Below are 16,246 nucleotides of genomic sequence, written 5' to 3'. Positions count from 1 at the left end.
CAGAGTGCTTGGTTCAAATAGAACCCGTCTTCTCCAGTTGGGTCAACATTAGTTCTCGAATAATCGGCACTGGCGCACTGCCAAAGCTTAGAAAGCTTTCATGGAATTCCTTTAAGTCGAATTTATCTCCGAGCTTTTTCTTTACTTCTTCGCGCAAGGCAAGGATATCAGTAAATCCGGCAAAATAGCTGGTGAGTTGAACCTGGCTGAGAGTTGCTCTACGCCACTTCCCCTCCGCCTCAGCCCGTTGTTGAAAAGCCCCGTCAACCATTAAATTCATTGCTTCGGCTTCTGTCATCCCCTTAACTTGTACACCGTAATCCAAAATGGTGTTGGTAATCACGCGTAAATTCCACTTGTAGTACATCAGCCAGAGTTCCGGCGAAAAATCCCCGTATCCAGCCTCCAGCATCATACGTTCGGCATAGACCGCCCAGCCTTCAATCATGGCGCTGTTACCGAAGATGGTTTTAATAATACTCGGAGACTGGTTGGCATAAACCAACTGGGTATAGTGACCGGGGATGGCTTCGTGAATGTTCAGTATTTGCAAAGTGTAATGGTTATATTCCCGCAGCAGGCTATTCGCTTGCTCATCACTGTAATTCTCTATGGGCAACACATTGTAATAGGTATTGGCATTCTTATCGTAGGGGCCAGGCGCATTGATAGAGGCAACAGCAAAGCCACGAAGATAGGGGGGGGTAGTGCGTACTATTAGTGGCTTTTCTTTGTCCAGGTCGAGTAGATTGTGCTGTGTGACAAAGTTTGCCAGCTGTGGTATTTGCTTTTCTATAACCTCTTTGAATGTATCTTTACTGGCATGATTAAGGGATAGTTTTTCGAGTAGGCGCCGGACTTTTTCCATTTGATTTGATGGTGACTGGGTATCGGGAAAATGTTTCGGCCAAAGTTGCTCGGTGAGCGCCGCCATTTTACTGTGGACCTGTTTTTTTTCTTCCAAAGCACGCAGGTAGAGGGCGCTGGCACTGGTATCAATCTGAATATCAAAGCGGAATTTTTCTTCATATAGCTTTTCTCCAATACGGAAATCACGAAACCTTGCAGATTTTTCCAGGCGGGTTTGTAAATTTTTTAAAAAGTTTACATAGTCTTTTATCGCTTCACGGGAGGCGTGCAGACGTTGCCTGAATACTTCTTTTTCATCATCAAACATCTGGCTGCTTTCTACCAGGTTTTCTACCCTAGTCCCAAAAACTTCCAGGGCACCTTCGTTCTGTTGAATAGCCAACATTAATTGTGGCGCGGCGGGCCTACGGATGGCCTGTTTTGCGGCTTGGTAGTAATCGGGAACCAAGCGCATACGCGTGTTGAAGGTGCGCAGTCGGTTCTTGAGGGGGGCGTACTCGGTATTTAAAATCAGGGCAAAAGGATGGGATACGTTATATATGGAAGGGTCCCACTGGTAGGATTTGAAGGTGGTATATTCCCACTGCAGGCGCTGTAGGAAATTCATAATAAGCGCCATATCGGTGAGGGAAGAAATACTGAGTAATTCACTATCCAGAGCGGCGAACTTGCGTTCATAAGTTTGAGCGAAGTCCAGTAGATAGGCGCGGAAGGCCTTGTCAGGTACTTGTAAATGTATGGCAGCCTCATAATAGCCTTCGCGAACTGCCCAGGACGGAAACAGTTTCCACAGACCGTTAACGAATTGTTGGCTCAGCTGCTGAAAGGCCAGTTCCATCTCGGCACGCATTTCAATCATCGTTTCAACTTGAGGGGGCACTATGCGCTTCCTATCGGTACCTTGGGGGCCACAGGCACAAACAAGAGTGAGCGACGTCAAAATCAACAGTTTAAGAGGGGCTTTCATGGCGATCCTTGCCAAAAGGGGTTTATAAACGCTTGTGTATCTGCTTAAAAATTATCATATCGGCCGGAGACCCTTGATCAGCCTGACAATGGTTGTTTACACCGTGAATTGATATCCAAGCATTTAGCACACTGTCCCATATTGGCGAGTGAAAACCGTAGATAATGCGTTTTTAACGTCTGCGCTTGTGTCGTGGAAGAGCCCCGGTTAGAGTGAGCCCCACGTGAAATAACCGATAATAAACAAGGTTTTGAGGATTTATTCATGACTGAGCTAGCCCAACAACAGTGTGAAGCCTGCCGCGCCGATGCCCCTCTCGTCAGCGATGACGAGCTGCCAGGATTGCTGCGCCAAATTCCTGATTGGACGCCAATGACCCGCGACGGCATTATGCAGCTGGAGCGCGTGTTCAAGTTCCGGAATTTCAAGCAGGCCTTGGCGTTTACTAACCGTGTAGGTGCCATCGCAGAAGAAGTGGGCCACCACCCGGCACTGCTTACCGAGTGGGGTAAGGTAACCGTGACCTGGTGGAGCCATGAGGCCAAGGGGTTGCATAAGAATGATTTTATTATGGCTGCGCGCACCGACCAGCAAGTAGATGCAGACTAAGCATCTCCCAAGGGCGCATCTAGCGCCCAATTTTCTGCCATCCCGCGTCATTTCTAAACTGAGGTTGCCCTAGAAGGAACCCTTCGGCTCTATTCACTCCGCTAAATACCTCCTGGTTCCGGAGTCGTTCGGTAGCCCTGTATATCAATAGTTGAAAGTGTGTGCCCTGGATAGAAGGAGAGAGATTTTGTCTGAGTATACTTCTACAGTGGTCTGGCAACGTGACGACCAGATTTTTACTGACAATCAATACAGCCGCGCTCATACTTGGCAGTTTGATGGCGGTTTGTCAGTTCCTGCCTCTTCATCTCCCCATATTGTCCCAATCCCCTACTCACACCCGGAAAATGTCGACCCAGAAGAAGCTTTCGTGGCGTCGCTATCTAGTTGTCATATGTTGTTTTTCCTTGCAATTGCCGCAAAAAGGGGTTTCGTCATTGATGAGTATCGCGATGAAGCGATAGGCGTGATGGATACAATAGAGGGGGGTAAGTTGGCCATGACTAAGGTCACCCTGAGGCCTTTGATCCGCTTTTCTGGCGAAAAGAAACCTAGTCGCGAGCAATTGGAAAAAATCCACCATTTTTCCCACAAGCAGTGCTTTATTGCTAACTCCGTAAAAACGGAAGTGGTTACTGAGATTCGGGAGGTATAACTACTCATTGAAGTGAGTAGGTTTCATAAATACTGATGTAGACGGCAGTATGTTTAAAGTTATTGAAACTGTGGCTTCAGTTGAGGATTTTCTGCGCCTCAGGCAGATTAGTGGGCTATCCCCAAGAAGTCGGGAGGCTGCAGAGAAGGGGCTGCCAAATAGTCTCTATGGCATTCACATTCAAACTCGTTCAACCACCATTGCCATGGGGCGGGTGGTTGGTGATGGAGCCTTAAATTTTGAGATTGTGGATGTCGCTGTCGCCCCAATTTTTCAGGGGCAAGGGTTGGGAAGGGTTGTGATGGAACACATTATGTCTTATTTGGATCGTGAGGCGCTTCCTTCTGCTTATATTACCCTTATGGCGGATGTACCGGAGCTGTACGAGAAGTTTGGCTTTAAGTTAAGCAGCCCTGAAAGTGAAGGGATGTACATGTTGAAGTAGATTTATTTCAAAGTATGTAAATTCTTGGCTGTAATTAAGGCGATATTGGGTATCGGGCAGAGTGTTTTATATTCAGCAATGTTTTTAGAGTAACTTGTACACCTTGTGTTTCTTTCTGTTCATTTTTTTAGTGGCTTAAATACATCCGTGATATCTCCAACCAATTTGGGGTCCTTTGGGTCGGCAATCCGCTTTCCTGTGCCCTTTGAAAAATCGATTCCATGTAAATCTACCCATACAATATTTGGATTTTTAACCCAGTTGAAATAGTAAATTCGGCGGTTTAAATCAATCACCGAAAGCCACCAAGTGGGATAAGTAGCTGGTTCTTTAGTTCCTTCTTCCTGACTGGGACGGCTATAAGGTGCGCCAAAAGGAACGGCCACAGTGCGGATAGCACTTAGGAGGTAAGAGACTGCCTGAATATCATTCGTAGGTTTTGGTAGATTGTGTTGATAGTAAGATAATCTAACAAAACGGTCAGCGCCATCAATCCCTCCAGGAACAGATTTAAGCCCTCCAAAGCCTTGGTAAAAAGGCAGGTTTTGAAGCTGCCATCCATATGGTGGATCATTTGTCATGACCGAAAATTTCTTACCGTGATGTACAACTAGTTTACCATCGATTATTTCGAAGATAGCTGAGTCACCACTTGGGTCCTCTATTGCCATATGTGCACCAAGTACTTCGCCACCAACTTTCACTGGCGATATGCGTATATTTTTCATCCCAATGACAGCATCTGCGACTGTAGCATGGTTATCGAGAATAAAACGCAGCCAGCGCATATAGGATACTCCTGGCGTATTATTTGGTTTGGCGTAGCGGGTTGCTCCAAGATATAGAATATGTGCCGTTAGACCTTTCTCGTTAATTCCGTCGGTAGCACCGTCATTATTTGAGAAGCCATATTGGCGGGCATAAGGAATAATACTTTGTACAACACTTCCATATTTTGAAGTCCATTTGGCGGGGTTATGGCCATCCTCACCAACCATCTTCATACCTCGAGGATTTATATAAAGAATATCCTCAAAAGAATGTCCCCAATCCATTGATCTGGCGGCAAAAACACCTTGCTCAGTATTCCAGATAACCCGGGAGCATGCATAGAGTATCGATGGCCAGGAAAATAGGAGCAACGTTATAATCAACGACACTTTATTTGTAGCTGTTTTGATCACTTCATAACTCGTATATTTAGGGTGGTTAAAAGTATGCAGTTTAGTTGTCTTTTCTAAGAATATCTGTCTATCTTGGCTTCAAAAGAGCCAATATTTAATACATGATAAGCTTGTAGATTCCAAATTTTTAAGGGGTTCTCTTGGGTTTTGTGAGGTCGGTTTTATCTATCTCTGCCGAAAGATAAAAGTTTCTGAGTGATGTGCTAGGAATATATATAGGTACGTGAGAGCTTATGGTTTTGAGCAATTTGTTGTAGGGTTGGTAAGTTGATATTACGTCGTCTTTAGGTGTAGTCATCATTTCCTTCTTAGGAGTTTTATTCTAAGTTGTTTATTTGTTAATAGTGTTAAGTAGACTGCAAGAATTTCAATAGATACTGCGGTAAGTTCTCTAGATGCTTATTTTTTGATTTGTCTAATTTTTATTCTTTCTAATAGTTTATTAATGGAGATGAAAGACTGCGTGTGGGTAGGATGGCCGCTGAGTTGTAAATCCATAAAAAATTAATGTTACAGTCCCAGTTCTTTGACCGGAATATTTTTATCCTTTATTTTCTCTTTATTTATTCTTGATTGTATTTTGGTCTGTATATTTTGTTGTTCAGTGCGATATATAATGATAGTTTGTCGTGAAAAATTAATGTTGTCTCTATTATGTCGGGATTTGATTATGCGTTATGAAATATGGGCTTGATGGTGAGCGATGCTGCAATATGTTTACACTCAGAGATAAGATAACTGTTTAGACTATGTGAGAGATGAATGTATTGTCTGATTTATGGTCTTTGCAGTGTTACTCGTTAAGTTAGTAGGGTGTATATAGGTCAAAACTAGCTATGCGATTCGATGTTGGTTGAAAAGCTATGAAGCGCTATTGGGTATGCCTATTTAGATAATGCATGTTAAGCGCTTTTAGTTGAGTGGGGGCTTTTTATCCTGTTTTGTTGATTTGAATTTATCACCAGCTAATAGAAGGAAATTTTAATGATAAAAAAAATAATTAAGGCATCATCTCTTGGTATTATGTTGCTGTTCAGCTTGTCAATTCAGGCAGAGACGAGAAGTGCGCTTGTGGGGGGGCGGCTGATCGATGGTTTTGGTAATCGGCCAATCGCAAACAGTGTTATTTTAATTCGGGACGACAAAATTGAGGACGTTGGCACGGTTGAAACGCTTCCCGTCCCCGACGGGTATCAAATTATTTCTACTGAGGGGATGGATGTCTTACCTGGACTTTGGGAAAATCATGCTCACCTAATGCTCAGTGGACACTCGGACTATGTGCATTGGGATAAACACTACCTACATCGCCTGACCAATGAAATAATGCCTGCTAGTGCAATACAATTACTGCTAGCCGGGGTTACTAGTGTTCGTGATTTGGGTGCTCCGCTAGAAGCATCTTTAGAGATAAAGCGCAAAATCATTTCTGGTGAAATTACCGGGCCAAGGCTATTTGTTTCCGGTCCATTTATCCAACATGAAGTTTATCCTGGCACTGAAGCTTTTCGTTGGTCAGTCTCTAGTGCCCCTGAAGCAAAAAAGAAAGTAAACTTACTGGCAACAGCTGGTGTCGATATAATTAAGCTGATTGACCATGACAAGATGACTATAGAAGTTGCTCAAACGGTCGTGGATGAGGCCCATAAGCATGGTTTAAAAGTTGTAGCTCATTCGCACCGCCCAGATGAGATCCGCAGAGGGCTGGCCATAGGTGTCGATAACTTTGAACATACAGGGCTGACAACAGCACCTGAGTACCCTGAAGATATCATCCAGTTATTAAAAGAGCGCACTGCTAAGGGCCGCGTTGCTGGAGGCCCGCTTTTCTGGACTCCAACCGTAGAAGGTCTCTGGAACTATAGTAATACTGTGGATAACCCGGAAAGGCTGGATGATACATGCTGGCACAAAGGGCTAAAACCAGACACTATTGACGATATTAAACAGTCATTGAGAAACCCTGGGCAATTGCAGTACATGCAGTTAACTCCCTTACGTAAACCAACTTTGAAAAAGAAAATCTCCCAGCTTAAAGATGCTGGTGTGGTGTTTCTTGTGGGAACAGATAGTGGTATCCCAACTAAATTTCATTGCCAAAGCACTTGGAACGAATTGGCCGTTTTGGTTGAGGAGATGAATTTTTCCGCTATGGATGCAATTCGAGCAGCTACCTACTGGCCCGCAGTAATGATGGGGGTTTCGGACCAATCAGGGACTGTATCTAAAGGAAAATTTGCCGATATCATCGCAGTAAGAGGGGATGTGCTGAGGCATATTAACCTTCTATCCAATGTCTCATTGGTTATGAAAGGAGGAGTCCTCTATAAAAAGGGTGGACAGGCAATAGAATCTTACCCAACCTCGCAAAGGTAAAACCGAAGGAATCTCCTCTTAAAATATCAGCAAACAGTCCCATATACTCCCGTATGGTGTAAGTTATAGACCAGTTTGGTAGCTCTAATGATTTTTTATTTTGAGCTTTATGGGAACTGTTTGCTTAGTGGGTAAAATTCATGTTCAGAAAATTTAGTTTTTAATCATCTAAAAAGAAGTTGTTTTCCGGATTGTAATAGCAAAAGTCGTGATCTAGGTTCTTACGAAAGCAGTAGGGGTCTTTTGCTTCCATTTCGTCCCATAACCCTAGATTGGAGTAGTATGCAAAGTCTTGCTCAATCTTGAATTTATCTCCGCAATAGTAGGCGTAATTCCAAGCGGCTCCTCTTGCAACCATTTCTTGATTGATGTTGTACCCATTTGCAAATAGATAGCCAGTTTCTCTGCCGTATTGATCCCTTCCTGTCGATTGGAAATCCACAGTGCCAAATGACAATAAATGATTCAGGGTTTGAGTAGCTTCTGGGCCATATATTTGCGCGCTGGGATAGGTTTCTGGTGCATCAATGCACTGAAGGCGTATTTCAACATATTCACCAGAAACATATCCGTGAACTGTGTCACCGTCTATTATCCTGTAGTTAGTCAGTGGAGCCGCTTGTAATGAAGTGGAGAGCGCACATAGCAAAATTAATCTTTTCATTGGGGTTATCTGCGTCGTTGTTTTATGTGCGCAGGATAGGGAGTATTTATTACGTGTTTATTTATAGGTTGTGATAGTAATAAATAGTTTTTGTTAAAGGGTGAGAGTGTTTTGAGAGGCGAACATGAGAATGTTTCTTAATTCTAAGCGGTAGGTATCTAAGATCTGTCTGGAAATTTTTATTTTGAAACGTAATCGATAGGGCCCTCGAAATATGATGACCCTAGCGTAAATTAAAATTATGTCAGGATAGAGCGTTCAAGTGGATTCAGTGGTGTAATATTAAACTTTTTTGTTCTCTTAGCTCATGCTTCTCTATGTGCAGCCCAGAGTAAGAATTCCCGGTTGCCATCGCCACCTTTTATTGGGCTGTCAATATATTCTTTAATCTCAAGTCCTAGTTCATCACATAAATATGCAATTTTCTGGCGTACTTGAGGGTAGAGGTTTGCATCACGCACCACCCCCCCTTTACCAATGCCCTCAGGTCCCACCTCGAATTGTGGCTTTACCAGGGTCAACAGCTGGCCTTCGGATTTTAGTAAAGAAGACAGCTGCGGCAGTATCAACGTTTGGGAAATAAAGGATACATCCATCACGATGGCATCAAAGCCAGTATCTGCGAAAGGAGAAAGCTGTGATGCCTCTAAATAACGGGCATTAATTCCTTCGAAGAGGTGCATACGTGGATCATCTATTAGTTTTTGTGCTAGCTGATCTCGCCCTACATCTACCCCTACTACGGAAGTGGCGCCTCTCTGCAACAGGCAGTCACTAAAGCCTCCAGTAGAGCAGCCTACATCCAGGGCGTGCCAGCCCATAGGGTTTAATCCTGTGTGATCGAGTATCGCGGCAAGTTTTAGGCCGGCGCGGGAAACATATTGATCTTCGGGTAGTGCAGTGACTTCTAAGGCGCAGTTCTCACTGACGGATTGCCCAGCTTTGCGCGCCAGCTCCATGGGGCCGCCCTCGGACAGCGTGACCCTGCCGGCTTCAACCAGTTTTTTGGCGTGGGTGCGGGAATTGGCGAGTTTTCTCTGTACTAGCAGTTGGTCCAAGCGGGTCATGTTTTACTACTGGGTCCTGTCAAATGGTTAAGAATAGTGTGGCCATGCTAACCTCTGGCTCCCATAGGTAGAAGTGCGGCTCCGTTTCTAGTCGGGCTACTCTTTACTAAAGAGGGGGTTGTCGATGGCAAAAAGTGTTCTGAATAAGTTCAAGATCCGCAAAGGAAAGGTTTTTGAGGCGCCTTTAGAACAGGCTTTTGGGCGCCTGGTGACACCTTTTGAAGAGTTTATCCACCGGCAGAGCAGCAGTGGTATTTTACTGATGCTTTCTGCGCTGGCGGCGCTCATTATCGCAAACTCCCCCCTGGAAGATGTCTACATAACCCTTTTGCATATGCCCATCAGTTTCACTGTGGGAAACTGGGAGTTTTCTTTATCGCTACACCACTGGATTAATGAAGGTCTAATGACGATCTTCTTTTTTTTAGTGGGCTTGGAGCTCAAGCGGGAATTTATGGTAGGGGAGCTGTCCGATCTGCGCCATGCGGTACTACCTGTGATGGCGGCAATCGGTGGCATGGTGGTGCCGGCATTGATTTATGCAGCATTCAATGCTGGCGGTGAGGCGGAGCGCGGTTGGGGAATCCCCATGGCCACGGACATTGCTTTTGCCGTGGGCTGTATTGCCTTATTGGGTAATCGTGTGCCTCGCGCGGTTGTGACTTTCTTAGTGGCCCTGGCTATTGTTGATGACTTGGGCGCCATTCTGGTGATCGCTATCTGGTATACAGAGCAGGTAAATATGACCGCGCTGATCGCTGCGGGTTGCCTGGTTGTGATTATGTGGTTGCTGAAGGCGGCTGGCGTGCGTAACTCCCCCCCCTATGTATTTGTGGGCATTCTGCTGTGGTATGAATTTTATCTGGCCGGAGTTCACGCCACCATTGCGGGGGTCATAACTGCAATGGCGCTGCCGGCGAAGCCCAAGTACGATCCAGTGGCGTTTAGTACTTTCGTTAAAGATATTATCCGCAGCTTTGATCGCTGTTTCCGGCCCGGCGATAAAATCATTGCCAACGATGCCTTACGCGCACGGGTTATGGCCCTTGGCAGTGGCGTTAACCTGGCGCAGTCTCCTCTGCAGCGTATGGAAACCCGCCTGCACACTCCGGTTGGCTTTTTGGTGATTCCCATCTTTGCGCTCGCTAATGCAGGTATTCCCTTCGATAGCTTTACTAGCTCAAGTGCAGTTTTCAACCCGGTAACCCTGGGGGTAATCGCTGGGCTGGTATTCGGAAAGCTGATTGGGATTGTGGGGGCTACTTGGATCGGTTGGAAATTAGGCTTGGGCAGCTTACCTAAGTTGGCTAATTTTCAGCATATCATTGGCGTGGCATTACTCGGCGGTATCGGCTTTACTATGTCGATCTTTATTGCCGAATTGGCGTTCAGTTACCAGAACAACCTGTTGAATCAGGCCAAGGCAGGTATCTTGCTGGCTTCTGTAATTGCCGGTATCGCTGGTTTCCTGGTACTGCGCACTGCGCCGGTTACCGAAGAGTTTGATGTACAGACCGGTGGTCGGGAACCTGAGCCTGCGGGGGGCAGTGAAGCTCAGCAAGAAGGCTTAGAGAAGCAAGATAGCTCCGCTCAGGAAAATCCCGGTCGTCAACGTTGAGGGGCATCTCGGCCTGGTCCTGCCATAGCAGGCCGTTTTGGGGTTTTCCCGGCTGAGTAAACTTCCAGATGTGAAATAAATTTCAAGAGAAATAATAATGAAACAAGTAGTAAAGGCGGTGGGTCTGTTGCCAATTCTGGCTGCACCTCTATTTCTTGTCGCCTGCGAGGGTAAAGCGCGATCAGAGGATAAGTTACGAGAAGCAGTAGAGGTTAAAGGGCAAAAAACTGCAATAGAAGGGAAAGGGGATATGTCCATGGATACAGTGGCCAGGGACTATGTTGCCCTGGTGTTGGAATTGGGTAATCACGACAAGAGTTATGTCGATGCCTATTATGGCCCGGCTCAGTGGCGAGAGCAGACGGAGCAGAGCCAGGCCAGCCCGGCGGATATTGCCAAACGCGGTAACGCCCTCATCGCTCTGCTACCCGAAGAGGGCGTGGCGGATGGTTCCCTTGACGGCCTGCGTCTACACTACCTGCGAACTCAACTGGCTGCGTTGGTGGCTCATGCCCGCAGCCTTGCTGGCGAAAGCGAGCGCAACTTTGCCAAAGAAGCGCGCGAGCTTTATGACACCGAGCCCCCCAGGCAAAATTTCACTAGTTTCGATCCACTCTTGCAGGAGTTGGATGAGCTGTTGCCCGGCAATGAGCCCCTAAGTGCGCGAGTGCAGGCGTTTCGGCAGCAGTATGAAATCCCAGTGGACAAGCTCCAAGAGGTTTTTGATGCAGCCATTGCGGAGTGTCGCAAGCGCACCAAGCAGTATATTCCGCTGCCACAGGATGAAAATTTTGCCCTTGAATATGTCAGTGACAAACCCTGGAGCGGTTACAACTGGTATCAGGGAGGGGCGCATAGCCTGATACAGGTGAACAGTGGCTTGCCGATTACCATTGATCGAGCGATCGACCTTGGCTGCCATGAAGGCTACCCGGGCCATCACACCTATAACGCGCTGTTGGAGCAAACGCTGGTGGAAGACCGTGGCTGGGTGGAATACAGCGTGTATCCGCTGTTCAGTCCCCAATCTCTGATTGCCGAGGGCAGTGCCAATTACGGTATCGACCTGGCCTTTCCTGGGGAGGAAAAAAACCGCTTCGAGATGGAGGTACTTTATCCCCTCGCCGGGTTGGACCCACAAAGTGCGCAAAAGTATGAGCGGGTGATGGGACTGGTGGATAAGCTCAGTTTTGCCGGCAATGAAATTGCTCGGCAGTATATCGATGGTGAAATTGCCCCAGACCAAGTTGCGGCACTGTTTGAGAAATACACGCTGATGAGCCCGGCCAAGGCAAAGCAGCGCAAGGATTTTGTCGATGCCTACGGTGCCTATGTCATTAATTACAACTGGGGCAAAAAACTGGTAGCTGATTATGTGGAGCGAGATACAAGCAGTGCACAAGAGCGCTGGCAGCGCTTCGCCAAGCTGTTGTCGTCGCCACGCTTACCCTCTTCGCTAGACTGGTAGGCGCTAACAATGCACAAGGCGGAACTGCGGAGTTATTTACTTGCGCGACCAGAGGCGATTGAGGACTTCCCCTTTGGTCCCGATGTTGCGGTGTACAAGATTAAGGGGCGTATGTTCGCGACTCTCAGCCGTTATCGCGAGGTAGATGCGACCAATTTAAAGTGTGATCCCGACGAGGCTCAGGCCCTGCGGGATATCTTCCCTGGCGTGCTGCCGGGTTACCATATGAACAAGAAGCACTGGAATACTGTATTGCTCGATGGCACAGTGCCGGATTATGAAATTGAGCGGATGGCGGATCGCTCCTATGGCCTGGTGGTTAAGGGGCTGCGTAAAATTGAGCGGCAATCCCTTGAGCTAGCTTATGGCACGGATACCCTCTACCGCTAGAACCTCAGCAGATTAGCAAGACATTACTCAGGAGAGTTTGTGAACGATTTTATTGTCGATGTAACGGCAGAAAACGCCCAGCAGGTACTCATTGAAGAATCCATGAATCGCCCGGTTCTGGTGGATTTCTGGGCCGATTGGTGCGAGCCGTGCAAACAGCTGATGCCGGTTTTGGAAAAGCTCGCGAATGAATATGCGGGCCAGTTCCTCCTGGCAAAAGTGAATGCCGACACCGAGCAGATGATCGCCGGCCAGCTGGGGGTACGCAGCTTACCTACAGTTATGCTGCTCAAAGAGGGGCAGCCGGTAGATGGCTTTGCCGGGGTGCAGCCGGAAAGCCAGATTCGTGAAATGCTCGATAAATATCTGCCCAAACCCTGGGACATCAAATTGCAGCAGGCCCAGGCGCTGATTGGTGAGGACAAGGTGGATGAAGCTCTGCCGTTGCTGCGCCAGGCTTACGCTGAATCCTCCGAGCGGGTGGATATTGCCAAACACCTGGCGGCGTTGCTGCTCGATCAAAACCGTGCTGCGGAAGCAGAAACCGTGCTCAGCAAAATTCTGCTGGCGGATCAGGATGCGGAATACCAGCGCCTGATGGCCCAGTTGGAGCTAAAACAACAGGCGGCGGATACCCCCGAGATTCAGGCGCTGCAGAAGGCCCTGGAGCAGAACCCGCAGGATTATGATTCCGCCTATAAGCTGGCGGTACAGTACAGTCAGGCCAATCGTCACGAGGAAGCCCTGGAGCTGTTGTTGGATATCCTGCGCAAGGATATGAATTTTGCCGATGGCGCGGCCAAGCAGGCATTTCTCGATATGGTGAAAAGCTTGGGTGCCGGCGACCCCATCGCCACCCAATATCAGCGTAAGCTGATGACGTTGATGTTCTAGACGTTTCAATCGTATTGCACTGTAAAGGGGCCTTGAAGGCCCCTTTACTTTATACACCGCTGAATAGTGAATCAGTAGAATGCATAAGCTCTGTATCTATATACCCTCAAGTCATCTGGAAGTTGTCAAGCAAGCTCTGTTTAACGCCGGAGCTGGCAGAATCGGCGACTACGACAGTTGTTGCTGGCAGGTATTGGGTGCCGGTCAGTTCCGGCCACTAGCGGGCAGTCAGCCGTTTATTGGTGAGTCCGGGCAGATAGAGCAGGTAGAGGAATATCGGGTTGAGATGGCGTGTGCCGATGAGTCTGTGGATGCAGCACTTGAAGCCCTCTACCAGGCACATCCTTACGAGGAGCCGGCCTTTGACCTTTGGCGCCTGGATGAGCGTTGTGGCGGCAAAATTCGCTAGTGGCAGGAAATAAACAGTATCCTGCCATTCGCGAGAGAGGGCTTTAAAGGTTATCCAGTGCCTGCTGGCGCTGCTGACTGTTTTCTTTTAGCGCTTGAACCTCTTTCAAAATCTGTGAAATCCGGCTATCGCCCTCACGGTTCTCCTGCAATAGCTGTGCCTGGGGGCCTTGTGACTGAGCATCGTTGCTGGGTGTGGCGGGCAGGGTATTGATGGGTTTTATCCGATGTATACGTACATGAGTATCCAGGCCCTCGGGTATCGAATCAGAGAAGTGCCAATTGCCCTCACTGTCCCGCCAGCTAAATACCTCCCTGGTCTGTTTATGTTGCTCTTCTGGCAAAAGGCCACTGGATTCCACCAGGGTTTCCAGTTGCTCGGCAGATTTCTGAGTACTGTCGCTCACCGCTTGAATGGCGCGTTGGCCTTGCTGGCGAACTGTGTCCAGAGTCTGCTGATCGGGAAGCCAGTCTTGGGGAGACATAATCGGTTTGCCATCGGGACCGGGAATCAACATGGGTAAGCCCACGCCTACTAATAACAGTACCGCAAGCATATAGGCGTATTTCATTGGAACATCCTTTTTAAATGTACCCAGGTGGGTGAGTGCTTCTCCCACCCAGAGTCCTCTTCCAGTGCACTATCTTCAGCTTGGCTCGCGCTGCAGCTACCACTATAGCTTCCGCGAAATAACGCCCCGGTGCAGCTGGTATTGCCCCTGCTCCGTGTCGGTGAAATAGTGCTTGAGAGTTTTATGCATGATCGGGAAGGCAATTTCAGCCCAGGGGATTTCTTCCTGGCGAAATAGTGACACTTCTAGTGACTCCGGCCCGGGGCCAAAATTCGTATCGGTGAGCTCTCCGCGATACATCAGGTAAACCTGATTGATATGCGGAATGTCATAAATTGAATAAAGCTCGTCCACACGAATGCTGGCACGTGCTTCTTCCCAGGACTCGCGCAAAGCACCTTCTTCACTGGTTTCACCGTTTTCCATAAAGCCGGCGGGCAGGGTCCAGAGTCCCAGGCGTGGCTCAATGGCGCGTTTACACAGTAAGACCCGGTCTTCCAGGTAGGGTAAAACACCGACAATCACACGCGGGTTGATGTAGTGGATGGTGCCGCAATTGCCACAGAGGTGGCGAGGGCGGTCATCGCCTTGGGGGATGGAAAATGTGACGGCATTACTGCCGCATTGGCTACAAAATTTCATGGCGTCAGTATACCCATGCAAGATTCCAGCGCCAGCTTCCAGCTTTTTGACGCCTATAGTTGTTAAAGGTGTTGAAGTTCATAGGGCGGTGCCAGCTTTACTATGGCGCGTATTTTATTTTTTTGGCTTGTGCTGATCGCCTTGGCGGCCTGTGGCGGCAAAGACGATAAGCAAAAGGCACCGCCACCGCCTCCTGTAGAGGTGCTGGTGGTGCGAGAACAGCCAGTGATTCCGCGCTTTGAATTTGTCGGCCGGGTGGAGGCCACCGATGAGTATAAGGTGCGCCCCCGCGTGCAAGGTTATATCCAGAGTCGTGATTTTAGAGAGGGGGAAACGGTTAAGAAAGGGCGCCTGCTATTTGAAATAGATCCGCGCCCATTTATCGCTGAATTGGATAACCAAAGCGCCAATTTGGAGCGCGCCGAGGCAACTCTGCGGATCGCTGAGCGCAATTATCGACGTGGTCGAAAGTTGGTCGCTACAGGTGCTATCAGCCAGGTGCAGATGGATGAATTACTGGGCACTTTTGAAGAGGCCAAGTCACAGGTCGATGCAGATCGGGCCAAAGTGGAAAGTGCTCGCCTAGACCTCTCCTACACAAAGATTTACGCGCCACTTACCGGCCGCATTGGTCGTACCCAGTTCACTGAGGGTTCCCTGGTGGGACCTGATTCGGACCCGCTCACTACCATCGTCAAGATGGACCCAATCTATGTGTTGTTTGAGGTTCCTGAAAACCAACTCTATGCCGTACAGGTGGATGCCGAGCGCCGCCGCCGGGAGGGGTTGCCGCCAACGAGGCTGGATGTGCGTATAGAGCTACCGGATGGCAATTTTTACCCCTATCAGGGCAGGATTGTATTTATCGATAACCAGATAGACCCCAACACCGGCTCCGTAGCGGTACGCGCACTCTTTCCCAATCCGGGCAGCCTACTGGTGCAAGGACAATTTGCTCGGGTCTCAATCCGTTTGTATACCGGCAGTGAGGCACTTAAACCGCTGGTGCCGCAATCTGCAGTGCTGGAGGACATGCAGGGGCGTTACCTCTTTGTGCTGGGTAAGAAAAATATTGCTGAAAAACGCTATGTCACTCTGGGGCAGCGGGAGGGGGAGCTCTGGGCGGTTAATCATGGTTTAGTTGCTGGGGAGTCGGTCATCGTTAACGGTTTGCAGCGGGTTGTTGCGGGCAAGCCAGTGACCCCTCAAAACACGCCGCGGAACCCCTACGACGCATCAGAAAAGCCGGCAGAGCCCGCAAGCGGTGGCGCTTCTCCCGTAGGTAAGCAAAGTACCAAACAGCCTATAGGCTTCGGGCAGGGGACACTGCTCCCCGACGACATGGAACTTCCTGAAGGTGTGGAGGAGGGCGAACGCCACCGATACGAGGGACAAGAGCATGATTATAAATAGCCCG

16 protein-coding genes are annotated in these 16,246 nt (G+C 48.3%); 10 read left to right on the top strand and 6 right to left on the bottom strand.

The features are described from left to right. Window positions 1-13: 13 nt before the first annotated feature. The gene (locus tag ACJJI0_RS09675; RefSeq protein WP_444885703.1) at window positions 14-1,837 is read right to left on the bottom strand and encodes a DUF885 domain-containing protein; all 1,824 of its coding nucleotides are present in this window, start codon (window positions 1,835-1,837) and stop codon (window positions 14-16) included. Window positions 1,838-2,101: 264 nt separating this feature from the next. Between ACJJI0_RS09675 and ACJJI0_RS09670 the strand changes: the two genes are divergently transcribed. From ACJJI0_RS09670 to ACJJI0_RS09660, 3 genes are all read left to right on the top strand, one after another. Continuing rightward, window positions 2,102-2,446: a 4a-hydroxytetrahydrobiopterin dehydratase gene (locus tag ACJJI0_RS09670; RefSeq protein WP_252085039.1), complete on the top strand. Its 345-nt coding sequence runs from the start codon at window positions 2,102-2,104 to the stop codon at window positions 2,444-2,446. Window positions 2,447-2,633: 187 nt separating this feature from the next. Further along, window positions 2,634-3,101, top strand: a complete 468-nt coding sequence (locus ACJJI0_RS09665) for an OsmC family protein (RefSeq protein ID WP_444885702.1) — start codon at window positions 2,634-2,636, stop codon at window positions 3,099-3,101. A 49-nt stretch (window positions 3,102-3,150) separates the two neighbouring features. After that, a complete protein-coding gene (locus tag ACJJI0_RS09660) occupies window positions 3,151-3,546 on the top strand; it encodes a GNAT family N-acetyltransferase (RefSeq protein WP_444885701.1) in 396 nt (131 codons plus the stop codon). 119 nt (window positions 3,547-3,665) lie between these two features. Here ACJJI0_RS09660 and ACJJI0_RS09655 read toward each other — a convergent pair whose 3' ends face one another. Then, window positions 3,666-4,730, bottom strand: coding sequence for a bile salt hydrolase (locus tag ACJJI0_RS09655; protein WP_444885700.1), 1,065 nt, complete (start codon window positions 4,728-4,730; stop codon window positions 3,666-3,668). Window positions 4,731-5,714: 984 nt separating this feature from the next. Here ACJJI0_RS09655 and ACJJI0_RS09650 point away from each other — a divergent pair. Further along, window positions 5,715-7,106, top strand: coding sequence for an amidohydrolase family protein (locus tag ACJJI0_RS09650; protein ID WP_444885699.1), 1,392 nt, complete (start codon window positions 5,715-5,717; stop codon window positions 7,104-7,106). 160 nt (window positions 7,107-7,266) lie between these two features. Here the strand turns inward: ACJJI0_RS09650 and ACJJI0_RS09645 are convergent, their stop codons facing one another. Together ACJJI0_RS09645 and ACJJI0_RS09640 are read right to left on the bottom strand one after the other, a co-directional pair. Further along, entirely contained in the window at window positions 7,267-7,770 is a 504-nt protein-coding gene (locus tag ACJJI0_RS09645; RefSeq protein WP_444885698.1) for a thermonuclease family protein, read from the bottom strand. 305 nt (window positions 7,771-8,075) lie between these two features. Further along, window positions 8,076-8,837 carry a TlyA family RNA methyltransferase gene (locus ACJJI0_RS09640; protein ID WP_444885697.1) on the bottom strand — a complete coding sequence of 254 codons (762 nt, stop codon included), beginning with the start codon at window positions 8,835-8,837 and terminating at the stop codon, window positions 8,076-8,078. A 124-nt stretch (window positions 8,838-8,961) separates the two neighbouring features. Here ACJJI0_RS09640 and nhaA point away from each other — a divergent pair, with 124 nt between their 5' ends. The 5 genes from nhaA (at window position 8,962) to ACJJI0_RS09615 (ending at window position 13,616) form a co-directional block, all read left to right on the top strand. Then, window positions 8,962-10,455, top strand: a complete 1,494-nt coding sequence (nhaA, locus tag ACJJI0_RS09635; protein WP_444885696.1) for a Na+/H+ antiporter NhaA — start codon at window positions 8,962-8,964, stop codon at window positions 10,453-10,455. 97 nt (window positions 10,456-10,552) lie between these two features. After that, entirely contained in the window at window positions 10,553-11,923 is a 1,371-nt protein-coding gene (locus ACJJI0_RS09630; protein ID WP_444885695.1) for a hypothetical protein, read from the top strand. 9 nt (window positions 11,924-11,932) lie between these two features. After that, window positions 11,933-12,313 carry an MmcQ/YjbR family DNA-binding protein gene (locus tag ACJJI0_RS09625; RefSeq protein ID WP_444885694.1) on the top strand — a complete coding sequence of 127 codons (381 nt, stop codon included), beginning with the start codon at window positions 11,933-11,935 and terminating at the stop codon, window positions 12,311-12,313. A gap of 39 nt (window positions 12,314-12,352) precedes the next feature. Then, complete coding sequence (gene trxA, locus ACJJI0_RS09620; protein WP_444885693.1) at window positions 12,353-13,207, top strand: thioredoxin; 855 nt, start codon at window positions 12,353-12,355, stop codon at window positions 13,205-13,207. A gap of 79 nt (window positions 13,208-13,286) precedes the next feature. Next, the gene (locus tag ACJJI0_RS09615; protein WP_444885692.1) at window positions 13,287-13,616 is read left to right on the top strand and encodes a YqfO family protein; all 330 of its coding nucleotides are present in this window, start codon (window positions 13,287-13,289) and stop codon (window positions 13,614-13,616) included. Window positions 13,617-13,659: 43 nt separating this feature from the next. Here ACJJI0_RS09615 and ACJJI0_RS09610 read toward each other — a convergent pair whose 3' ends face one another. After that, window positions 13,660-14,187, bottom strand: a complete 528-nt coding sequence (locus ACJJI0_RS09610) for a hypothetical protein (RefSeq protein WP_444885691.1) — start codon at window positions 14,185-14,187, stop codon at window positions 13,660-13,662. A 102-nt stretch (window positions 14,188-14,289) separates the two neighbouring features. Then, window positions 14,290-14,829: an NUDIX hydrolase gene (locus ACJJI0_RS09605; protein ID WP_252085052.1), complete on the bottom strand. Its 540-nt coding sequence runs from the start codon at window positions 14,827-14,829 to the stop codon at window positions 14,290-14,292. A 102-nt stretch (window positions 14,830-14,931) separates the two neighbouring features. Here ACJJI0_RS09605 and ACJJI0_RS09600 point away from each other — a divergent pair, with 102 nt between their 5' ends. Continuing rightward, window positions 14,932-16,242, top strand: a complete 1,311-nt coding sequence (locus ACJJI0_RS09600; RefSeq protein WP_444885690.1) for an efflux RND transporter periplasmic adaptor subunit — start codon at window positions 14,932-14,934, stop codon at window positions 16,240-16,242. The last annotated feature ends 4 nt before the right edge of the window (window positions 16,243-16,246 follow it).

This window comes from Microbulbifer mixtoriginis (SeqCode) (genome assembly GCF_052466695.1).
The sequence above is the reverse complement of the archived record's forward strand: the minus strand, read 5'-3'. Positions and strand labels throughout refer to the sequence as shown.